Source organism: Paenibacillus polysaccharolyticus (assembly GCF_023714295.1).
Taxonomy (GTDB): domain Bacteria; phylum Bacillota; class Bacilli; order Paenibacillales; family Paenibacillaceae; genus Paenibacillus; species Paenibacillus polysaccharolyticus_A.
Genome location: NZ_JAMAUN010000008.1, coordinates 173,212 through 197,252, shown reverse-complemented (window position 1 = coordinate 197,252; position 24,041 = coordinate 173,212). Strand labels below are relative to the sequence as shown.

The 24,041-nt window shown below is 46.3% G+C and carries 16 protein-coding genes and 1 pseudogene; all 17 read right to left on the bottom strand.

The features are described 5' to 3' along the window. Positions 1 to 49: 49 nt before the first annotated feature. The 17 genes and pseudogenes from M3629_RS19265 to M3629_RS19190 all read right to left on the bottom strand — a co-directional run bounded on the left by M3629_RS19265 (position 50) and on the right by M3629_RS19190 (position 23,992). Positions 50 to 454 carry a TIGR03826 family flagellar region protein gene (locus tag M3629_RS19265; protein WP_251509524.1) on the bottom strand — a complete coding sequence of 135 codons (405 nt, stop codon included), beginning with the start codon at positions 452 to 454 and terminating at the stop codon, positions 50 to 52. Positions 455 to 1,151: 697 nt separating this feature from the next. Next, entirely contained in the window at positions 1,152 to 1,973 is an 822-nt protein-coding gene (locus M3629_RS19260; RefSeq protein WP_251509522.1) for a ComF family protein, read from the bottom strand. A 67-nt stretch (positions 1,974 to 2,040) separates the two neighbouring features. After that, positions 2,041 to 3,528: pseudogene (locus M3629_RS19255) on the bottom strand (helicase-related protein); the annotation flags it as partial. A 343-nt stretch (positions 3,529 to 3,871) separates the two neighbouring features. Then, positions 3,872 to 4,237, bottom strand: coding sequence for a hypothetical protein (locus M3629_RS19250; protein ID WP_251509683.1), 366 nt, complete (start codon positions 4,235 to 4,237; stop codon positions 3,872 to 3,874). 457 nt (positions 4,238 to 4,694) lie between these two features. After that, entirely contained in the window at positions 4,695 to 5,087 is a 393-nt protein-coding gene (locus M3629_RS19245; RefSeq protein WP_251509520.1) for a hypothetical protein, read from the bottom strand. A gap of 234 nt (positions 5,088 to 5,321) precedes the next feature. Then, positions 5,322 to 6,044, bottom strand: coding sequence for a response regulator transcription factor (locus M3629_RS19240; RefSeq protein ID WP_063567747.1), 723 nt, complete (start codon positions 6,042 to 6,044; stop codon positions 5,322 to 5,324). A 4-nt stretch (positions 6,045 to 6,048) separates the two neighbouring features. Then, positions 6,049 to 7,209, bottom strand: coding sequence for a sensor histidine kinase (locus M3629_RS19235; RefSeq protein WP_090922925.1), 1,161 nt, complete (start codon positions 7,207 to 7,209; stop codon positions 6,049 to 6,051). A gap of 47 nt (positions 7,210 to 7,256) precedes the next feature. Then, positions 7,257 to 9,980, bottom strand: a complete 2,724-nt coding sequence (locus M3629_RS19230) for a stalk domain-containing protein (protein WP_251509517.1) — start codon at positions 9,978 to 9,980, stop codon at positions 7,257 to 7,259. Between the two features lie 273 nt (positions 9,981 to 10,253). Beyond that, the gene (locus M3629_RS19225) at positions 10,254 to 13,973 is read right to left on the bottom strand and encodes a SwmB domain-containing protein (RefSeq protein ID WP_251509515.1); all 3,720 of its coding nucleotides are present in this window, start codon (positions 13,971 to 13,973) and stop codon (positions 10,254 to 10,256) included. Between the two features lie 290 nt (positions 13,974 to 14,263). Further along, a complete protein-coding gene (locus M3629_RS19220) occupies positions 14,264 to 14,470 on the bottom strand; it encodes a hypothetical protein (protein ID WP_251509513.1) in 207 nt (68 codons plus the stop codon). Between the two features lie 18 nt (positions 14,471 to 14,488). After that, positions 14,489 to 14,575, bottom strand: a complete 87-nt coding sequence (locus M3629_RS28710; protein WP_353056760.1) for a hypothetical protein — start codon at positions 14,573 to 14,575, stop codon at positions 14,489 to 14,491. Then, entirely contained in the window at positions 14,560 to 15,066 is a 507-nt protein-coding gene (locus M3629_RS19215; RefSeq protein ID WP_251509511.1) for a hypothetical protein, read from the bottom strand. Before M3629_RS19215 ends, M3629_RS28710 begins: the two co-directional genes overlap by 16 nt. Before the next feature lie 331 nt (positions 15,067 to 15,397). Continuing rightward, a complete protein-coding gene (gene metK / locus M3629_RS19210) occupies positions 15,398 to 16,600 on the bottom strand; it encodes a methionine adenosyltransferase (RefSeq protein WP_154959354.1) in 1,203 nt (400 codons plus the stop codon). A 254-nt stretch (positions 16,601 to 16,854) separates the two neighbouring features. Beyond that, a complete protein-coding gene (locus tag M3629_RS19205; protein ID WP_251509509.1) occupies positions 16,855 to 17,130 on the bottom strand; it encodes an alpha/beta-type small acid-soluble spore protein in 276 nt (91 codons plus the stop codon). A 148-nt stretch (positions 17,131 to 17,278) separates the two neighbouring features. Further along, complete coding sequence (locus M3629_RS19200; protein ID WP_251509508.1) at positions 17,279 to 17,842, bottom strand: hypothetical protein; 564 nt, start codon at positions 17,840 to 17,842, stop codon at positions 17,279 to 17,281. A gap of 167 nt (positions 17,843 to 18,009) precedes the next feature. Continuing rightward, positions 18,010 to 20,607 carry a hypothetical protein gene (locus M3629_RS19195; protein ID WP_251509506.1) on the bottom strand — a complete coding sequence of 866 codons (2,598 nt, stop codon included), beginning with the start codon at positions 20,605 to 20,607 and terminating at the stop codon, positions 18,010 to 18,012. A gap of 163 nt (positions 20,608 to 20,770) precedes the next feature. Continuing rightward, positions 20,771 to 23,992, bottom strand: a complete 3,222-nt coding sequence (locus M3629_RS19190; protein ID WP_251509504.1) for an S-layer homology domain-containing protein — start codon at positions 23,990 to 23,992, stop codon at positions 20,771 to 20,773. Positions 23,993 to 24,041 lie beyond the last annotated feature (49 nt).

Below are 24,041 nucleotides of genomic sequence, written 5' to 3'. Positions count from 1 at the left end.
TTCTAAAACATTTGTTATAGCATTATTCGTATTTAAGACCACGTTCCTATTAGTCCCGTAGTTTGTCGACAGCATTGTAGGCTCGTCCGCCTACTTGGTTATTCTCCTTCTGACCTACTTCACGAGCAGCACTAGCCAAATCTTTCGTTAATCGCGTACGGCAAGAATCACACATATGCCCTTCACGGATCAGCATTCCGCACACTTCACAAGGATACATCATATTCGGGGCGTTTTCGATGGAAATCCGTCCCTCCCGGATAAACTTTGTGATGGTTTTGATTGAAACTTCTGTCTCATCCGATAATTCCTGTATATTGGCGCCTTTATTTTCGCGCAAATAGTCTACACAAGTCTGGTACTCCTGCTCTATTTCCTTGATACAGTTCGAGCACACATCACGAAAATTCAATGCATACAATCTGCCGCAACGAGGACAATTCCCTAAATTCATCGCTAAAACTCCCCTCTCCAACTTCCTTCTCCGAATAGCTAATACCTATACATTACCTTATTTTCTCATATGAAGTCCATAGCTTATTTACGAAACAAAAGTGAGACAGGATGCATATTTACGCAAGGCTGTCTCTGGAATTGTAATCAGTTTATATCCTTAATTCAAGGTTCTAATACTCACAACAGAAGACCATACGCTCGTATTCCGTTCATTAAATGCCCGAACACGGTATTTATGCAAGCTTGCCGGTGATAAATTCAGATGTAAAAATGTTGGATCACTTACAATAGCAACACTCTGTCCATCCGCCTCAATCTCATAGGCTGTAGCACCGGCTACATTGTCCCATGTGAGTGTGATGTTTGTTCAATCTGCTGTCCCCTTAGGAGCTGCCGCGCTCAACTGAGTCATTCCCATGAGCATTTCGCCCCAAGCTCCGGGATCTGAAGCATTTTTTGCACGAACTCGGAAGGCATGCTCTCAATTGGGCGCAAACCCGCTCTTCGTATAGGCAATGGCATTGATCGACACGATTGTACCATTAAAATTTTTCTTGTATCGCTTTGATTCAAGATATTATCAAACAACTGCAATATTAAAGCTCAAATATACAAAAGGACAGATTTACAAGTATAGAGTTATTAATATTAGAATAAGCGTTCTTATAGTACATACTTCTCCTTATCAGGAGCGACTACGATCTGGCTAACGTGAGTGTATAAATCTCCAACGTTACGCTGGCTTTACTTGCGGCGTGTAAAATGACTTGCCCACAAGCGTCTAACGTACTACCGGTCGTGTAGATGTCATCCATTAAAAGTAATTTAAACGGCTTGTTGTAACTCCTGAGCTGACTAAAATCAAATTCATCATACTTGATAGAAAATGCATGCTTCATCGTCTCGAATCGCTCGGCGCGAGACTTGAAACTTTGCTTCCCTGTGTTGATCTGGCGCTGCAACAGATCAACACAGGGCAAACCGGCGGCAATGGCAAGTCCTGTTGCCAGCTGCTCCGCCTGATTAAAGCCGCGTTCGGCCAGGCGCTCGTCACTCACGGGCACATACGTGACCGCATCCGGTCGCCATAGCGGCTTCCTGGTTTCCTTTTCACATATAAGAGCCAGTTCTTCACTCATCGCTTGAAAAGCTTGAGTTAACATTGCAGTTAGCAGCGGAGCGTAGCGCTCATCGCCTCGAAATTTGTACATACTTATCCATTCTTTCATGAGATCATTGTACTGGACGGCGCTACGATTGCAGAGGAAAGAGCGATTCTGCATATTCGGGCGCACACAGTCAGGGCATCCCACGCCACGGCCACAGCGCTGGCAACGGATCGAACGAATCCATGGAATCTGCTGCACACAACGCGAGCATATCCCCGGGTAGCGTGAGGACAACACCGCGCGGGTTCCACACGACAAACATGGTGAACCCGGCGGGCCGAGCAGCTTATGGAGCTGTCCGGTTAAATATTGAACACGTTCGAAGATACGAGAGAGATAACTAAACATGAAGTGTTCTCCTTTCTTGACGAAATATCGAGATGACGCAGCCAGCATAAGTATGTAATACACCTTATCATCTCGGCACCGGTGGCCGCAGGTAACCTTTGCGTCGGGCAATGGCGTTCATTTTGCGGATCTGGGATGCAGCTTTCACTTGGGAACGGGTTCGGCGGGATGCGGCAAATACGACACGGCCTGCCGGATCATCCAAGGAGCGCCCCGCCCGGCCTGCCATCTGTACGAGCGAAGCCTCGTCGAAAAGTCCGTTGTCTGCATCCAGAATAAACACATCGCTATGCGGGATTGTCACGCCTCGCTCCAAGATGGTGGTTGTCACGAGCAGACGGATGGAGCGTTCCCGAAATGCAATGACTTTGGCGGCCCGCTCCGCATCCTGCGATGAAGTTCCTTCAATCGAGATCGCAGGAAAAGTCCTGCGCATCAGTTGCACAAAAGCCTCAATCTGGGCGATACGCGTTACAAAAACAAACACCTGAGCATCACGATGCAAGGAAGTACTAATGCTCCTCACGATGGTAGCCGGAAGTTGCTCGCGCTTGATGCACTGCGCCACTGTAGGCATGTTGATCAGCCTCGGTACGGGTAGCGGATGTCGGTGGAAACGGACAGGCACTTTGGCATGAGCAAGTTTGCCCAAAGCGACCTCACGTTGCAAACGGGTTGGCGGCGTAGCAGACAAATAAATGAAATGCCCCTCCGGTTTGCAACACGAAGCGGCAGCGTGAGCCAGCATGGGATCGTTATGATAAGGAAATGCATCAAGTTCGTCGATGATCACCAGATCAAAACCTTGGTAAAAACGCATAAGCTGGTGTGTAGTCGCCAGGGTGAGCCGAGCATCTTTCCAGCGCTCCGAACTTCCGCCATAGAGCGTTGCGAGCGGGGTATCCGGGAATGCTTTGGCAAGGCGCGGAGCCAGCTCCAGCACAACATCCCTGCGTGGTGTAGCGACCAATGCTCGTCCGCCATGATCCAGCGTGCGCTGGATTAGCGGAAAAATCATTTCGGTCTTGCCGGCCCCGGTCACGGCCCAGAGCAAGAACCGCCCCGGCCCATCCCCTACGGGCGGCCGGGCCAAAAACGCGAGCGCCGCGGTAGCTGCCGCGCTCTGCGCTGCGCTTAGTCCCCACCGGGCGAGTCCGCCGCCGGTGGGGACCAGGGCCGTGCCACGCGATGCTTCGCCGCGTGCGGGCACGGCCCCTTGCGCTGCACTGCGTAGCAGCAGCGCACAAGCACGGCTGCGCCCTAGCGCGAGGCATGCCTCGCAGTAGGCGCACGCCGCCAGGCCGCAGGCAGCGCAGGGCACGCGCTGCCTGGCTTCGCTGCCACAGCGGTGGCAGCGGGGCGCGCTTCGCGCGCGGCCGAGCCACGCGAGCCTGCGGCGCGTGGCAGGCCCTTCGAGGGCGGCTATCATCTGCAGCCGCCCATGCAAGCGCGCGAGCTGCGCAGCCGCGCGCCAGCCCCCTGGCGGCATGGCGGGCTCCGCCGCCAGCAGCGCCTCGGCCTCGGCCGCCAGGAGTTGGCGGCCGCTCATCCGCTCAGCCAGCAGAGCTGCGCACTGCTCCAGCTGAGCCCAATGCTCGGCGGGATATGGCTTGGGCATCCCGCCAGACTGAACTGCACGCATAGCAGCAATCCCTCTCCGTGTCCTCATGCCATTTCCGGTCCCTACACATGTCCCCTCTTCTAATGTTGTACATGCTCCCGCCTCCATTCCTATCTCTGTAGCTATTCCTGGTTCTGTCCCTCCCCCACCACCTCTACCCATTCCTTTTCTCCTTCTATCGTCTCCCAATCTGTGCAATCCACTTCCATTCTTCCACTTTCCCGCCACCGATTGTTCGGTCAACGCTCTCCTTGCCTCTGTTTCGCCAGAGAGATGCTCAAACAAGTCCAGCTTCGTATTCAAGTAGCTTTGCCACGCCTCCATACGCCACATATCCATGCTGAGCTCGGATACGAATTGATCCACGAGCCACGAAGCCTGACTTAACGGAAGCTGCATGCTTAATACCAGCCATTGTTGTACATGCCGTCCACTCATCCCCTCCAGCCACCACATGACATCCACCTGAATATCGAGAGACATTGCCATCCCCCACTCTTCCCCCACACGGTACACGTAAACCCCAACCTGCATCGGTTCTCCCCCTCTGTTCATGTCCGAAAAGCAAAAAGCACATGCTGACCGACGTCTTCGTCGGAGCATGTGCTTCATGTCCATTCTTTATATCATAATTTTTTTTCATTCGTACGCTGATCATCTTCTAAAGCGTTTCGAATTTCAGTCTCACCGTATTCTGTTCCTTCAGCTACTGCGAAATAAGTACTTCTTCAAGAGTCCGGCTCTATTCAGCCTGAATATTCATATAATACAAGTATATGGTTTTACTTTCTGATCGTCAATGTAACCCCGGGCTTCATTCCTGATCCCTTAGAAATTTGGAATTTTTCCTTTGTATATGCGCAACTTTTTCCAGTTTACTCAGTCTATACTTTTAAGTTAAGACTTCTGACTTCAAAATGCTTCTTCAAGCGTCATGCGAATTGATAAATCCAGTCTTTAACCATAGATTGCAATAAAACCCATATTCAATTTAAAGGCAGACTTGGCTACAATTACAAAAAAAAGATTACAGCATCAAGCTGTAATCTCTCTCATCTCGAATCGGCATATCCACGTCTGTAACGTGTACAATGCGAGGGTTATCTGGACCCAGATTCATCGCTAGACCTGCGCAGATCAATGAGGCGATAGCCGCCATTCCTCTGCTCGGCATGTTCAAGCTCTGCTGGCACGGCTGGCAGATAAGACAGCTCCATGCCTTGTCTTTGTAGGATCTTTTCAATAATCGTGATCGTCTCTGCCTCTTGTTGCTCGGCGACCACCGTTAATGTAAAGCTCTTGCCACGATATAATAATTCCAGACAAAGTGATCGAATGATGCCTTCAATCCGGCCTGCCTGATTGGAAGGAATGAGCAGAATCTGCTCGAAGCCTTCGGACTCCGGGCGGGAAGTATGGCGCTGGTGCATAAGATGAACGGCCATTGCCGCCAGGAAGTATATGAGCAGAATCATAGTCAGATGAGCAACCATGGCAACTGCACCTCCTCGGAAGGTCATGTTCACCCATGGCGAACATCCCTGTATACCGCAGTATATGCTGCGTATTCCGAAGCGTTACAGCCAAACAATCCATCCGTGCTCGACTGAACCAATGTGCAGTACACCTTCACACTTTGTTCATGTACAGTGATAAAGTCCATCAACCCGCAGACCGATCCATACTGGAAAGGGCGCGAGTAAATACCGGTCTTACGATTATAAGAATTAGAGCGTAACCCAGCCATATTTGATGGAGTTAATAACAGCCTGTGTACGGTCGTCCACTTCCATCTTCTGCAGAATGCTGCTGACATGGTTTTTAACTGTTTTTTCACTGATGAACAAAAATTCACCAATCATCTTGTTGCTCTTACCTTCGGCCATCAAACGCAATACCTCAGCCTCACGACGTGTCAGCGGGTTATTGTCTCCGGCAACAAATTTAACGCCTGCTTCCTTCGAAGCGCCTTCGCTCATCGCACCTGTTTCGTTAAGATACGTCATACGACGAAGTTGCATGATCAGTTTGCCTGTCACTTTAGGATGAATAAATGCATGACCTTCATGAACGGAACGAATCGCATTGATCAGTGACTCTGCTTCCATATCCTTCAACAAATATCCGTTGGCTCCCTTACGGAGCGTTTCGAATACATAACTTTCATCATCATGAATGGACAAAATAATAACTTTTACATCCGGGAACAGCTCGCGCAGTTTCTCCGTAGCTTCGACGCCGTTCTCTACAGGCATGTTAATGTCCATCAGAACGATATCGGGTTTATCCTGATTACAGAATTCAAGCACTTGAATGCCATCGCCACATTCCCCGATGACCTCAATGTCGTCCTCCATATTCAAAATGCGTTTCAAGCCCTCTCGGAACAGCTGATGATCATCAGCCAAAAGAACTTTAATTGATGTTTTTCCAGTATCACGGTTTTCCATCCTGCTACTCCTTTCCCTTATCCACGTTTGTCGGGATATGAATGACTATTTTCGTTCCCTGGTTCTCTGCGGATTCAATCTCTATTCTTCCTTCTAACAGTTCAACCCGTTCTCTCATCCCGATCAGACCGAAGTGGTTGTGATCCTTGCTTTTCTTGGCAAGAAGCTCCGGTTTGAACCCAAGCCCATTGTCCTGTACGACAATTTTGACGAGCTGAGCCTGGTATGTAATTTCTACGACAACATATGTGGGATAAGCATGCTTGGCAGCATTAGACAGACCTTCCTGCACGAGACGATAGATTGCAGCCTCCATTGCAGATGAGAGACGATGTTCCTTGCCTCTTGTTTCAAAAAGCGACCGGATTTTTGTTTTTACCTCAAAATCCTGCACATACTTCCGAAGCGTTGGAATCAATCCCAGATCATCCAGTGCCATAGGACGCAGATTGAATATAACTTTTCTCATTTCTTCAAGACTCGAACGAACCTGGCCTTTCAAATCTACTATTTCGGCCTGGACCATCTTAAAATCCTGCTTCATGAGCATTCTTTCTACAATTTCCGTCCTAAGCACTAGATTGGCAAGCATCTGCGCAGGCCCGTCATGAATCTCTCGGGCAATACGTTTCCGCTCTTCCTCCTGGGCCAAAATTATTTTCAAACCAATCATTTGTCGATTCTTGGCAGACTCGATAATCCGGGTCACCTGACCCAGCTCTCCTGACAAGTATTCTAGCACAACGCCCATCTGCGAACCAATCGTCTCGGCACGCTCCACAGAAGCCTCTACATTTTTGGCACGCTTCTGCAGATCGTCCCGACGGGCCTTTAGATACATTTCCTTCTCACGATAAATCATCAGATCCAGCTGCAGCTGTGTCGCTTTTTCATACGCCTGCTTGATGTCATGCTCCGAATAACGGACAAAGTCGCGGCTTACCTCTGTAAGCCTGATCCGGGAACGGCGGTAATTCAGCTCCAATTGATCCACTTTCTCGATCGTTTCCGCCGTTTCCTTCAGCACTGACTTGAGCTCCTCGTTGAGCGTTTTTAGCTCGTCACGAGTGGAGTCCATGATTTCAAACATTTGATATTTGCTGTTTTCCATGACTTGTATGGCGTTTTTTATGACGCGGTCTATGGCATCGGCTTGTAAATCCACGTTTGTTCGACTCCATTTCTATCGTTTCCGGTATATATCATACCATATCACGATGAGATGGTAACGGTCTTCGTGTTCTGTTCCCATTTTACAGTCAGCCCAAGTTGCTCGGAAACGAGTCTTAGAGGGACTAAAGTCCTACCACCACTTACGTAAGGTGCAACCGTTGCGCTCTGTCTTTTGCCATTGAGAACAAATTCTTTCTGACCTACCACCAGATCGATCAGCTTACTGCCGCGGATTACGGTAATCCGCTGATTTTTGCTGTCCCAGCTCGCCTGTCCGCCAAAGGCATCCAGTACGTGTTTGATCGGTACATATGTTGTTCCATTTTTAAGAACCGGTGCTGCATCGATAGTCTTTGTTGTCCCGTTTACTGTCATCGACTTCTGTCCGAGTACCAGTGAGGCTGTCCCCGTAGGCAATCCAACTTCGCTGGATTTGGAAGGCATGGTGAACGCAATATTGTCGAACGCAACCGTTCCTGTCATCGCGCGCTCATCCTGTCCCTCTTCCACGTTAACGACATATACACGCTTCAGTTTTGCCGGATAAGCCATATTTAGCCCGTTCAGGTCTACACTTACCTTTTTCCAGCCATTCCAGTCGATTGCTTTGGCGAGATCGGCATATACCGTTTTGCCTTTAGCATCCGTAAATTCTGCACGTAGCCAGTTCAGACTCTTGTCGCCCATCACATCCATCGACATCGACGTTGCGGCGGCTGATACATCTTTGCCTGATGAACCGTTCAGTTGCGCATAAGCATACATTTTACCGGTTCCACCCATCATATCGTAGCTGAGTTGCAACACCTTCGAGCTAGCTTTTTCACCCGTTCCTGATACGACTGCGGCTGATCCGGTTACACCTGCTGCATTGGTGGTAAAGTTAATGGGATAGTTCACATTTTCGAAATTCTCCCAGATCGTTTCGCTTGCTGCCGCAGAGAGTACAACAACCGTGCTGTAGCCATCGTAACGGCCAATCGCATAACCAACCTGTGCTCCGTCATTCACCGAAGATACGGTTAACTGATCTCCAGCCACTTTACCTTTAAATCCAATGAATTCCCATGTCAGTGAATCGGCTGGTACCGTCACGCTTTGCCCACTCTTCGTTGTAGCCGTCACTGGAATCGAGACGGTTGTTCCCGCTTGGAGTGATCCAAGACCAGATCCGGCAGTCAAGGATGCCAGTTCGTTGCCACCAAGAACCGTTACTTTGATGGAAGAAGACGCTCCGCTACTTGTTGCCGTCAATGTTGCCGTACCTGGCTTCACACCTTTAATCGTTCCGTTGCTCACGCTGACAATACCGTTATTGCTGGATTTCCAAGTCAACGGAATATTACCTGTCGCGATCGGGTTGTAGTACGTGTCATACCCTTTCGCGGAATATTTACCTTCCTGACCAGCAAGCAACGTCTGACTGCCGCTTACCGCAAAACCTTTCAGCTTCCCTTCAGGCGCCGTTGAGAACACTCCAAGCGTATTAACCACTTGACGTTGCTCGGTGCCGTACTCGGTATTAAATGTCAGACTGGCCGACTGTTCACCTAGCGGACGTGTAACCATTGTCGTCGATCCGCCGCCATCCAGATTCATGCCTTTCCATACCCCGATACTGGTCATAAATGACTGCAATTCGGTCAGAGACAAGCCGCTGCTGTTACTGTTTTTCTCGGCTGCAATAATATACACATATCGACCATCCTGGGAGTACCCTACTGCCGTTCTGGCACGAACGCCTCCGATGCCCGAAGAAGCAATATCCCGTGAGAAGGAGGCCGGTTTCCCTCCATTGACCAGAATCGTGTGACCGCCGATCATCATCTCCAGATTACTTGGGTCAACCGACTGTCCTGTCGTTTTGGCGACCAGCTTATACTCTGCTCCTAACGTCTGTCCAACAGACAAATGACTCATGATCCATGTTGCCGCTGTACCATGTGCACGGAGAATATACCCATCCGCCGGTACGGTCATGTTTAATGCCTTTTTATCTGAAATTTGAGTGATTACATCGTTCTGTACGAGCACCTCCGTCGGCGTGGTGGAAGGATCATTCGGTCGTTTCGTTGACGTCCATGCAGGTGTATAAATATACATGGAGTTCGCATGACTGTATGAACCCGCTCCCGTTTCAACCGTATAGTCCTCCTTATTTATCCCACGCAGAGCGAATGTTGAACCATCCTGCGCCTTTACTGTACCGTCAAATGAATATTCGTCAATCATCGGCTTGCCATCTTTGGTTACCGTGAGGGCATACATTCCCTTCAATTCGGATGGCGTAGATACCAACACACCGTCAGAGACTTGACCCCCAATCGGTGACATTTCGCCGGATACGTTAAAATAATCCCCGTTCACCGCGGCCACTGCGCCGTTTTCCTTCGCCATACCACCCGTGCTTTGTTTACTGTTTAATTTATTCCCCTTGCCTGTCATTACATCCAGCTTCACGTATGGATTTTGCAAATCTACCTGAATCACATCGGCAAGCACATTTACCTTCGAACCTGAACGTGTTGTCGTATATCTGTATTTCATGAGCTTCGCGCCCGAAGTCAAAATCTCTTCGCCCAGCTTGCTCGTATTCGTCGATGCCGCCGCGGCTACGGACTGCCACGAAGTCCCTGACCACATCTGTCCACCCGCACTCATCACGGGTGCAATCCAGATTACACCGGCCAATGTTACAATTGCCCATTTCTTTGCCTTATTGTGCTTAACGTCTTCCAGCTGTTTCCCATGTTTCCCCAGCATGTTCGAAACGTCTCTCCCATCTTGTATATCAATCTTAGATATCACACAGATCCTGCCAAGTGACAGTTTCATAGCGTGATCTCTAGCATACCCTTCTATTAATAGACTGTTTTGAGTGAAAAAAGTTACGTTCATCCTGAATATTAAGGGCTTTTCTGGTAAAAAAAAGACCCAGGAATAGAGTGAGCCCTCTATCCCTGGGGAATGATTCTGCATATTGATCGTTGAACCTTCATATTCTATGAGTTTTGACTCCAGCTTAATAGGCTATGTCTACAAATATCCAATCTGATTCAACATCCGTTTTAACATCACTGCTGCTTGTTCTCTTGTTGCCTTACCCAGAGGCTTGAATGTCTGATCTAGGTTTCCTTGGATGATGCCCGTTTGCACAGCTTTGGCTACATAATCCTTGGATGCTTTAATCTTGTCTTTATCCTTAAACACCTTCAGCGTAGTCTCTGCTTTTTCCTGAAGTGCCGGCAACTGCCCTACGTAATCCATGGCGTTGACTAGCATAATGGCCATCTGTTCACGCGTAATCGGGCTGTTGGGTTGGAACTTCCCATTGCCTACACCCTGAATAATACGTGCCTTTACTGCAGCACCGATATACCCATTGGTCTCCGGTCTTCTACCAAGGTCAGTAAATTGTGCTGAAGAAGCATCCGGTTTGAGCCCTAATCCTCTCGCAACGAGTTCAGCAAACTCGGCACGGGTAATTTGCGCTTTCACGTTGTACTTGTCCAGATTATCCGAGGTAATAATCCATTTGGAAGCGAGTTCCGTTAAGGCGTCCCTGGACCAATTCGGTGCTTTTGAGAAGCTGACCAGATGAGTAATTGGTGCGATCACGCGATTACCGTCGAGCAAGCCACGTGCTACGATCCCTGTCGAAGAGGTCCGGTAAGCCGTCGGTATATACGATAACGATTGCGAGGTAGGGTCAATCGCTGTCAAGGTCGTTAACAGCGTAGATGTGTTTCCAGGCAACTTGGTTAGATATTGACTTTTAATATTCTGCTCTACACTTTTCCCCGTGTTGCCGTTAAAAATGGTAATAAAGGTCTCTGTTGCTTCTCCCAGACTCTGTGCATTGGATCTGGACAAGATGAAGTCCATGGCACCTGCTGAAAGTCTTGGCACAGACTCCATCTGAACATACATGGTTGCTGTCCCTGGAGCTGTCGTGATGCCTGCACTTTGCCCCATAGATACAAACGCCAAGTCCGCAAGAGGGACCATCCATACATTGTCTTTAAATTTGACCCCGATCGTACCTGCACGATATTTGCCTGCCAGTTGGGAGAGCTTGTGGAATGGAATACCCACATAGGCTGCTTCACTCGTCGTTGGGACTTCAAATATAATCGGTTGATTCAACTTATAGCTGCTCGATGCATAATTGAACGCCTGTTCAAGTTTATTTTCGTCCAGGGTGTACTGCTGTGTTGTCCGGTTATAACGGGATGCTGCCATCTTAGCTGTTGCTGCATCTGTACTCAGAATCAACATACTTTGAGCAAAACCGGAGTTATTGGCATTGCGTTCCGTCAGCCACGCCGGGAGTCCCACCGATGTATTTTCCGTTGGCGTCGTAGTCGCTGCCTTCTCCTGCAATGTTAACGGCCCGAACGCACCCACTTCTGTATTCAGTGCATCTCTAAGCTGTACGCCGCCAGGTGTGTAGGTCACTGTACCAGACTGTCCGGCCTGAGCAGCTTTGGAGATTTTAATGGTTACAACTGATCCGTTAACAGAGGCAGAGCTAGCCGGAATGACTTCATTGCCAATCTGTACTCTGAATTGCGAAGGTGTCAATGCCGCTTCTGATTTTAATGCGTTTCGGAAGTTAATTTGAATAGTATCCCCCTGCAGAATGCCGGACAGGATTGTACCGTTTCCGAAAGTCTGTGTAACAGGTACAAGATCCAGCAACGCGGCCTGATTGTTCCCCAGATCCGTCAATCGAGAGGCTCCCGGTACATAGGATAATGTCACCACTTGTGTACTTGTCACTGGCGTTGCCAGCGTTAGTGTCACCAGATCGTCATCAATGTCTATATTGTTCACAAAAATGGCTTTGCCATCTGCCAATACCGAGTATTGGTTATTCATCGGTTTGTTTAACCGGCTGAGCGGCTCATTGTAATAGATCCACAGCTTATTCGTGTTTACTTCAGCCTTCTGGAAGACAGGCGGCTTCGAATCATTGCTGTTCCGTACATAGAATCCGCTGAAACCTGCAAGCGGCTGCCCGCGGCTGTCTTTTACAGGCTGGTCTCCTGGCTGATACGATACTCGTACCACCTCACCATTGCTGATGGAAGAACTAAGGTTCAGCGTAACTTGTGAGCTAGTGTTGGTTGATATACTGCTTACGCCAATGTTTTTGCCATCGGCAGTAACACTGAACTGTTTATATGCATCGCTGGAGTTGATATATACCGTCTCCGGATAGTAGAGAATGATGCTGTTGGTATATGCCATACCTTCACGAGGTTTGGACATGATGGAATCCAGCCCGTTTTCCACATCGCGTGCCGAGAAGGACGCTGCTGCATTCAGGGACAAGTCCTGAATTCTGCGTGTAGTTGTCGTCGGAGCAGTATAAGCTACTCTCACAACTTGACCTACAGCGACACCTGTATCCAGCACAACGTGTACACTGTCTCCCGACACATATGCCGTACTTACACTGCGATTTTCTCCATTGACCGTCACTGCAAAGCTGGAAGGCAGCGGGTCAAAGGTAGATAACCATTCATCATACGTCAGACGAATAATCGTATTGCTGTACATTTTGGCTGTTTTGAGCACCGGTGGTGTCGTGTCAACAGACAAGGTTCTAAACGTCCAGGAGGTTGTCCCCGTTAGGCCCGTGAACAGATTGCCGGACCGATCCCGGAAAACGTTACCCGGAATATCTACCGTATATGTCGTGTTACTCGTCAGGCTGGATTGCGGAATGATACGCAGCTGACGGTTGTTCGAACTGTTAATGATCGTTGTTGCGTTCACCGTCCCCCCGTTCGAGCTTCTCAGGATGGCTTGAGCAGAATAACTCGTATCCAGCTCTTTGGTGAAGGTTACGTTCAACTCCGTGTTAAGAGCGATACCTGTGGCCCCATTCGCAGGAGACAACGAAGCTACGGTGATGGCCGATGGATCGGAGATCACACTGAAGCCCCAATCGATTCGCTGGATCGCTGCCGTGTCATTACCAAGTGTATCTCGGAAAAAACCTTCGGGTACAGCTATGTATATAGTGCTGTTATTGGCCCAATTTCGGACAGGGTCAATCGTCACTGTCGTTTGGGAGCCATTGAAGCTAATTTGTGAAGAGTTCGCGTCTACCTCTTCAAACAGTGTGTTTCCTTGGTAGATTTGCAGTTTCCCCGTACCTCTGGACATCGCCTGATCAAAGGTCAAGGTCAGATTAGCCGATGGCGATACACCCGTAGATGCCGTTTGCGGCGTACGGTTAAGTAGTCTGGCCGGACTTGCAGTAGCGACATGAAAGGTCCACTCTTTGTTCAAGCCAGTGAACGGCTGGTTGTCCGCATAAGCAAAAGATCCACTGCCAATAGAAACATAGAAGCTGCCACCTGGCAATGCCGGACTAGGCGTAATCGTAACCACTTTTCCCAGATATGGATCAACAGCCAAATCATCCGGTGTAATACTTACAGCCTGATCGCTGACATTCAATTCACGCACTACCGAGTTATCTGAAAATCGTCGAATGATGATTTTCTCGGTTGTTCCATTTACCTTTTTCACAGGGTTGGTGAATTCAATCTTAAGCGGCTGCGTTCCATCCGCCTGTGTCGCATTTAACAAAGGTATTGTGGCGCTAATTCCTTTCGAGGTGAGATCGTCCGCAGCATACGCGGTATTTCCGCCTGTCCACCCGGGTAGCAAACCTTGTGTCACCAACATAACGACCAATAGTGCAATCCATCCCTTTCGGGCCCAATTTTTCACAAACACCTATCCTTCCCCCTAATCCTTAATCCTTATGTCTGATGTACAGACCTCTATATGTATGTCGGCCATAGAAGGAATATCTGTTAGTTATTTGGGTATATATTACATTTAATTTATGGATTAGTGTGTATTGATTTTTTTACGATATGACTTGGCCACAAGCTTCTAATATTTAATAAGATTCTCAGGAATTTCATCATGGAAAAGCCCTCATTACGTTGTTAACCGAGACTTTACAAGTCAAACATTAACAAGAGATGAGGACATTTATCAAGGTTATGCAGTTCCTTAACTTATTTACGTCTTAAAAATAACAGGATATCAATAATTAAACCAATCAGAAACCAACCGATATATACCAGATATGCTCCCTCGAATGGTGAAAACCAAGAAATCAGACTGGATTTCAAAGTACCATAACGAAAAAACGTATACAAAATAATAAGTATAAGTGGCAACATCCATAAAGAGATGGATCGTATAGAAAAGAATTGTTTCATTTTAATCACATATCTCCTTTATACTCCAGCACATGCAAAGGCAAATGCCCCTCCACATAGAATATCACATCCTACTCCTACTGCAGGATTTACAACATGCCAAATGCCACAATACGAGATACATGCGAACCCCCCGTTAGACTACAAGCAAAGCTTTTTCCATTAAAATTAAAGTCATTCGCGGAGTAATCCATGCCATTACCAACCAAATAATTCTTGTAATCAAAGATTAGACTGAAATTTTGATCTTCATCGATATGAACTACACTTAAATCAATCATATCTTTACTTTTGAGATCTACCCACGCTGACTGTGTTATAAGTTCTCCAGTAGACTTATTTTCCAAAACTACGTACTTAACAGCAATTTGTTCATATGTTACACTATTTATCTGGACGTTTTTAAATCCTTTATACATTTCAGCATTAAGGAGTAACGAATATTCATCATATTTAAATTTCTCTAATTCATTATTATACTGTTTAAGCTTCTGATCCAATAAAGAGTCCACATAAAGTCTATCCCTGCTAGAAAGGGAATCTATGATCTCAACCCCTTCAGCTTTCAACTTCTCTCTAATCTCTTGAATACTCAAATTAGCACTTTTTAGAACATTGACAGTCGCCCGACTCTGCTTTAACAGTGAATTCTCCTCCAACAAATAAAAAAACCAAACTAAAAATAACAGATAGATTAATCAATTTCTTAAACAATGAAAACAACCTCCTTCGTAATTTGGATTACAAATCATGATGTTTACATATGTAAGCATTAAATAACTACCCTAAAATTCCATAATATACATTATTTATGTCATTTTAAAGAAATGAGTTTGTAAAGCTTTTCTTTGTATCTCAATATCCGTTAGCACAAAAAAGCCCTTGATTCCTAAACGGAACCAAGAGCTTTATGTTTACACGAACGTATTACAGACCTGCTTGCGTCCTCAACAGATCTGCTTTGTCCACTTGTTCCCAAGGTACATCGAGATCTGTACGGCCAAAGTGACCGTAAGCAGCCGTTTGTCTGTAGATCGGACGACGCAGATCCAGCATACGAATGATGCCCGCTGGACGAAGGTCGAAGTTATTACGTACGAGCTCCACCAGCTTCTCTTCGCTAACTTTGCCTGTTCCGTATGTGTCCACGTTAATGGATACCGGATTAGCTACACCAATCGCGTAAGCGAGTTGAATCTCCACTTTGTCGGCCAGACCCGCAGCAACCAGGTTCTTCGCTACATAACGAGCGGCATAAGCTGCAGAGCGGTCTACTTTTGTCGGATCTTTACCCGAGAACGCACCACCGCCATGACGTGCATAACCACCATATGTATCAACAATGATTTTACGTCCAGTCAGGCCTGCATCCCCTTGAGGTCCGCCAATAACGAAACGCCCTGTAGGGTTAATGAAATATTTCGTCTGCTCATCCAGCAACTCTGCTGGAACAACAGGCAGGATGACCTGCTCTTTGATGTCTTTCTGGATTTGTTCCAGTGTTGTCTCTTCCGCATGCTGTGTAGATACAACGATCGTGTCCACACGTACCGGTTTGTCACCGTCGTATTCGATCGTCACTTGTGTCTTACCATCCGGACGAAGGTAATCCAGCGTACCGTTCTTGCGCACTTCCGCCAGACGGCGTGCAATACGGTGAGACAATGCGATGGGTAGCGGCATTAGCTCCGGTGTTTCGTTCGTTGCAAAACCAAACATCAAACCTTGGTCACCTGCGCCAATGTTCTCTGTTTCACGTGCCATTTGCTCTGGATCACGATGCTCCAGCGCGGCATTAACACCTTGTGCAATATCAGCGGACTGTTCATTGAGTGATGTCAGTACCGCACATGTATTATAATCAAATCCGTACTTGGCACGAGTGTACCCAATTTCTTTTACTGTATTCCGTACGATTGCCGGAATGTCCACATATTCAGACGCGGAGCTGATCTCGCCAATAACGAGCACAAGACCTGTTGCTACCGAAACTTCGCACGCTACACGAGCGTTTGGATCGTTCGCAAGAAACGCATCCAATACGGCGTCCGAGATCTGATCGCAGATTTTATCCGGATGTCCTTCGGTTACAGACTCTGATGTAAATAGATGTCGGCCTTTAATAGACATGAAGTGTTCAACCTCCCATAACGATAGTATGGCGATTGCCCGAACAAAACATAACGGCGATTCGTTCACTATACCCTCGAAGAAGCTTACAGTATAATAAGGACACTGATCCGCAATAACGAAGACAAGGATTTTTCAGGTAATTGCCTTAACAAAAAATCAACCTTTCCCTAGTGGAAAAGGTTGCATACCTCAACTGCCATCTTATCGTATTTGTCAAGTGGTGTCAATTCAGGGTACGTTACGTATGAGTTCTAGAGGTGCTGTTCTGCCTGACGAATCAAGCGTTTCGTAATCTCTCCACCGACTGATCCATTCTCCCGGGATGTGAGATGTCCCCATCCTTTATATTGCCCATATGAATGATCGCTGATCGCGCCAAGTTCTCCACCGAACTCCGTATCTGCGCCAGCCAGACTTCCACGCCCACCATATCCAACATTCAAACCGAATTCGGCAGCAATTTCGTACTTCATCTGATCGAGCATTTGACGACTTTCCGGTACGACCTTCTTATTACTTCTAGCCATTGTCCCTGCACCTCCGTTAGTTGGTTGTCTACAGGTATAGAGTGAGCAGGAACTTGCCCGGCTAGCCGTATTAATGATTGTTAGAACTGGTTAATCTGAGCAATAACAAATAAGTGATAAAGAATAATTTCACATCAAACTGCAAAACCTATTTCAACGTATATCCACCGCGTACCATGACGGTCAGGCTGTATTTATTACCATCCAGAACCGTAATGCCACGTCCGTCCCTTGGAAAAGAAAGCAGGTGATTGGTCGGCGCTGCCTGCCCATTCGTCAGGTCCACCCCGTCCGTCAGATCGGCTACACCATTCGTACCCTCACTGACGATCACGGCTTTACCGCTACGTACAATGAACTCCGCGCCGGATTTGCCGAGCAGCTGTTGACCCGGTTTCACGGTTACAATCTCTACGGCATCGGTTGCACCTGATACCAGCGGCGGCAACCCCGGATCAGTGCTTGATCCGCCTGTGTTGCCTGTTCCCGTCGATCCATTGTTGCCAGTGGACGCGCCTGGACTTGTAGTAGCTCCGCCACCCAGCGCTTTTGCAATCTGCTGATCCACATAACTCTTCGTTACCACCGGATCATCTGCGGTTCCCGGTTGACTCGTACCCGCACCAATGGCCGTATCGTTATATACCGCCCCGATCCACACGCCAACACCAATCGCCAGTGCAGCCAAAGAGACTTTCATATAAGGTTTCATCTGTAATTTGTTCCTCCTCTGGTAATCTATTAACTTTAACTATAGAGAAAAAGATCAGATGGGACAAGTAAAACCTCGCTCCCTTGCATAGGGGAGCGAGGTTTTCTGCGTTCCTTTTGGTAATTATAGTATGGTCCTAGTAGGCCATTGTAAGAGATTAGTATGAACTATCTTACGTCTGTTGGCTCTTCCTTCGGAAGCTTTGTCAGATCATATCCATAGGTCTGTTCTGCCAAACGCAGACGCTGTCCTTGGAATTGATCATCCAGGCTCAGACGATACGAACCGCCACGCAACTTCTCGAAGAAGCTATCTTCAATGCTCCACGTCAGCGTTTGGTTTTTACCTACCTTAATGTCGGTACCCAATGCTAACTCTTTCTCATACGTTTTGCCCGCTTGATCCGTCAGTGTAAGAATCAACTTATGTTCATTCTCCGCCATCTCAGTCTCTTCATTACGAGTAAGCGTATAGTTCATCTCGATCTGTACAGACGTGCTGCCTGCCAGATAAGCACGAACACTATTCGCTGTCAGATTATAAGGATAGAGATCAATGTTGCTGAGAGAACCTTGTACACTGATGGAGACTGGTGGAACCTCATATGCCATAGCGTTAACATAAGCTGTTGCTTCGCCTTCACCTGTTACAAACTTGCCATCGGCAACCCCTTCACCTACAACGAGTTTCAAGTCAGAGAATGTAATCGACTTCGGCAGTTTAGCCCAGAACGTCACAATGGACTTCTGACCAGGTCCTGGCAGATGCTCCGATTGTTTCGCTGTCGCTCTATAGTACTGACCATCTGCTGATTTATAGTAAGCTACCAGCTTACCAAGGCCACTCTGACGGAGCGATTTATTGGTCATCTCAAATTCGGTATACACAATATCCGAGGATGCCCCTGGATAACGGATCGTTCTGCGAGCACCCATTTCCGTTTCTTTATCCCCTGTCCCCGATGTGTACGTTTTGCCCTTAGACACATAAGATACCGATTGAATGAATCCAGAAGTATTCAGGGTAATCCATTCATTCGTTTCCTCTTCACTCACCTTTTCATTCAAGCTGAGTTCGAGACGAGACATGCGCAGATCGGATGGGATTTTCGTTAACAGATAAGCTTCCGTTGTCATACCTGCACCCAGCAATTTACCGGATTGCGTGTAGATTAACTTCTTATCTCCATCGATTTGAGCAGAATCAATCGTATACATCGCTTCGAGTTCCGGAAGTTGTACCGTTTTGGTGGATGCGTTACGAATGGTTACCTTCGCGGCAATAATATCGCTGTCCAACCAAGGTAGACGTTGTAACGAACCAATGGATACGCCAAATGTGCCTTTATTGTTTTTGATGACGGTTTCCGTAGTCAGCGCATCTCCGCCAGATGGTGATTCAGGCAAAGTATAGACCCCAACAGGATAAGAGAAGACCAATCCGTTGGCTGGAGTTGTTGTTGTCGTATCCGTGCCCTCGGTCTTATCCTTAGGGCTCATCACATACAACTTCATCTGGCTCGTGTCTCCATCCCCTTGGAATGTTCCACTCAGCTTAATCGTTTTGATATCGCCCGGGTTCAATTTCAGATTATCCAACGCTTTCGTCTCAATCGGATTAATTGTCCCATCGGCTGTACGTACTTCGAAAGAATACGTCGGTACTTTGATGGCCTTTTTGCCTTCGTTTTTGAGCACCATCTGCATGTTTAACGTATATTCCTCATCTTCAATCCGAACTCTCGATGAGCTTAACAGCGTCGACAGAGGCTGTCCATCAATCGAGATAATATTAGGCTGGTTTGCTGCCACACTGACATTGCTTTTACTCGCTTCAGGCAATTGCAGAGCCGCTACAGGAAGAACACTTTTCTCTTCGCCCTGCTCTTCGACAAGCAGCAACTCAGACTTTTGCAGTTTCACGGATGTAGGAAGAGAGGCCATCAGACCAAGTGACTTGTTCGCCTGTGCTTGAATACTCACCGTTGCACTGTCTTTATCCGGCGTTAACGGGTAATTCGCTCCGCCTGGTGTACGCAAAATCCACTTGATATTTGGATTCTCCAACAATTTATAGCTAATGTTGTTTAAATTCACACCAATTTTCACATACTGATTCTTATCTTCACCTGGATAGACTTTGATGCCAGCAACTTTAACCTTCACTGCAGAGTCACTCAGACGAACCGTCTTCGGTTTGCCTACAGGTGTAGTGATGCTATAAGAAGCGGGCACATTAAACTTGCCCAGCGTGCGTTCATAGTTGGCTTGACTGAAATCCCATTTTACGATTAAGAAGTTCAGATCACTGATCTTCACTTCACGGCCTGCTTTCATCACATAAGTCAGATCTACCGTCGAACCAGGCGAGATGGATTTCTTTTCCTGATCCTTTGCAATCAGTTTAGGGGAGAACAACGTTCCTCCATTGGTCTTCACCTTACTCCAATAATCAATCATCATCAGAGGTTTACTGTCATTATTCTGATACGACAGTGTATACGTCACGACGTTACCATCATCCTGGGCAAGGATGTTCACATCAGTTAGTCTCACGGTGCTGCGAGCAGTGACTTTAATTGGGGCCAGGTTCCCCAGGGTATGTACCACCTGTTTTTTCGGTGTTGTTGTTTTCTTCGTTGCTTTACTATTGCTACTGGTGGCAGATGATTTCGCTGTTGTGTTTGCAGCCATCACCACACCAGCCGTTGAACTAATCAACAGGGCACTCGCGAGCAAGCTCACAACCATTTTCTTTTGATCCACTTCCAAACCTCCCATAAGTTGCTTGTTGCTATATAGTATAAACGTTTGAGAAGGGGAGAAAGTTACGATTTATTCTTAGTTTGTAGAAGTAAAACAAAAATGCCCTGATCATCAATGATCAGGGCATTTTTGTTTTTTTATATTGTTGCAGTTAATCTCTGAATTATGGAGCAACTGTAACAGTTGTAGCAGGTGATTCCAATTTGCCTGTGCTTGTTACAGTTACATACAGAGTGTCACCATTAGTGATAGAAGGATCAGTTACTGAAGCAGTAGAAGCGCCTGTAGCTACAGTTTGGCTACCTACTTCAGTAGTAAGAGCAGCATCACTATATACTGTAACTTTATCTCCTGCAGTCAAGCCAGTAACAGAAACAGTGTGAGTAGCATCAGATGCATTAATGTTTCCAGCTAATGGAGCTGTAGATGCAGTGCTGCTAACCAGTGCACTTGTACCATTGAATGCTGCTACAGAGTTTGGAGTTGCAGCGTTATCAGTTACCAATTTGTTGTCAAGAACAGATACTCTGTAAGCTGTATCAGCTGTACGAGTAGCAGCATCTTTCAAAGTGATAACATAAGAAGTAGTATTAGTTCCACGAGCTACAGTGAAATCAGTTCCTGGTACCAGGTCTTTACCATCACTAACTCGTTGTACAGTGAACGCACCAGCTGCAAGTTCGTTAGAAGCAGATTTAACTACTTCAGAGAAGTCAACAGTGATTTTGTTAGCTGATACAGCCAGTACATTGTTGCTTGGTACAACTACAACTGGTTTTACAGAGTCTTTCAAGTTAGTAGTGTTTACTGTTCCAGCAGGGCCAACGCCAGCATTACCAGCATTAGTTACAAATTTAGTGTAGTCAACTGTCAAGTTAACATTGCTACCATCAGTATTCAGATCAGAAGCAAACTTAACAGTTACAGTAGAAGTACCATTTACTTCAATACTTGATACAGCTGGGTTACCGTTAGCATTTGCAATTGCATTGCTAGCAGTGTAGTTGTTGATACCAGCATCGAATTTAACTTTCACAGTTCTTCTATCAGTCAACTCAGCGTCACCGCTCAATTGAAGAGCTGTAGAATTGCTAGTCAAGCTAATTTCGTTAGTTGCACCGTTTGTTGCAGAGTTTGTGAAGTCACTCAAAACAGTACCGTTAGCGCTCTTAAGAGCAAGCAATGTCAATTTAGTAGCTACTGTTTGGTTAACACCATTAGAAGCTCCAAACATAACTGTTTTTCCATTCAAACTTTCTGCAAATTTAATGGAAACTGCAGTAGCATCTTGAATTGGAGTGATTTCTGCCATTGCTGGAGTCAAAGCTTGATTAGTTCCATCAATAGTTACCAGGTAGTTGGAGTAGTTAGTCAAACTTGCAACATCCATTGCTTTGTCAAACTTAACTACAACACGTTTTTGGTCAACGTTAACTGTTGATGATTCTTTAGCAGGTGCAGCTTTGTCAACAAGGTTCACTTTGCTTGTGTAGTCAACCATTGTGTTTTGCAACTTAGTATCATCTTTAACGTTTTGAATTGTCAGTGTGTTATCTCCAACAGAAAGTGCTGTATACAATTTCACACGAACAACTTTTTTGTCTGTAGTATCAAGAGTCGCACTTTGAACAGCAATAGTTTTACCATCTTTGTCTTTTACAGTGTAGTTAGCAGGATTTGTTGCACTGGATTCCAACACTGTTTTAGAGAAAGTGATTTTAATTGTTTGAGAATCGTCAGTAGTTACAGAAGAAACTTCTGGACGAACTTGATCGATTACAGGAGTTACAACAACAGATGTGTTAGCAGCGATTTGGTTGCCAGAGTAATCTTTCACACCTTCAACGAAGATCGATACGGAACCTGTTGGAAGGGATTTATTAACCCCGAAAGTGAATTGCCATTTGTTATCAGCCAATTGTTTTTTACTTTCAGCAGTGATTTTGTTGTCACCGGATTTCCAGTAAACTTTAGCTGCATCGATTGTGTCTACATCTACATCTTCAGAGAAAGTAACTGTTACACTTTCCAGAGTCGCAGTTGCTTCAGTGATTGTAGGAGCTGTAGTATCTTCTACAACTTTGATATCGTGAGTGGAAGCCAAAGATACGAAGTCAGCGTAGTCTTTAACACCGCTTACTGTAAGTTTGTGATCACCAACAGCCAATGCTGTTGTGCTGTATGGAGTCAATACAACTGTTTTGAAGTTGTTGCTTACAGTTACTTTACCGAAGTATTCTTTGCCATCCAAAGTGAAGTTAGTTTGGCTAACACCTTTAACTGGCTCGCTGAATACTACTTTCACAGATTTAGTTCCCAGAGATTGTACAGAAGTAACTTCTGGAAGAACGTTGTCTACTGCTGTGAATTCAACGTTAGTTGCGCTAACTGTAGCTGTTCCAGCTTTAACGTTGGAAACAGATACTGCATCAGTACGGTTGTTAGTCAATACGCTGTCTTTCAAAAGCAATGTTGCAGAAGTTTGATCATCGGAAAGTGTCACGCTGTCGATTACTTTACCGGATTTCAGAGTGTAGTTAACTACGTTCTCTGCGGAATCTTTATCAACTTTACCATCAAATTTAACGATTACTTCTTTGAGGTTAGTTGCAGTTGCGCTTTGTACTTTAGTAGCTGTAGTTACTACATAAGTAACTTTCTCAGTGAATTCTTTTTCTTTGTAAGTGAATTTCACTTCAGTTTCTTTGTTAGCTTCAAGAGCTTTATCCAAAGTTACTTTAACGGATTCACCGTCGCTGATTTTGAAAGTAACAACTTTACCAGCTTCGCTTACTTCGTAAGAAGCAACTTTCAAGCTTTGAGCTTGATCCACTGCGTAAGCTGCACCTACCAACAATTGGCGGGAAGCGTTAGCTGTGAAGTTAGCGTTAGCATCTACCAGACCAGCGTTGATTGCTGCTTGAACGTCTTTTTTAGCCCATTCTGGAGCGTTGTTGTTCGTTTCAGCTGGAACTTCCAGGTCAAGCGCACGAGTAAGGATTGTCGCCATTTCAGCGATTGTCACTTTACCGTTGAAGTCAAAGATTTTTTTAGTTGTGTCTTTACCTTGCATGATACCCGCAGCAGTTACTGCTTCGATGTAAGGTACAGCCCAGTTTTTAGCGTTATAGTTTTTGTCTGTGTAAGACAATTGACCAGTAACTTCTTTCAAACCGAGCAATTTAGTGATAACTTTTGCGAATTGACCGCGAGTCATCTCTTGATCCAATCCAGCTGTACCGTTAGGGAAGCCTTCGAAGATACCTTTTGCTTTCAATGCGTCAAACTGTTGTTGCGGGGAAACTGCTGTATCACCGAATGCTACAGAAGCAAACATTGAGAATGCCATTGCTGTAGACAATGCTACGGATAAAATTTTCTTCATAACCTTTTTTTCTCCTCCTTGGGTGTTCATAACATTGGAATTTTCTTTA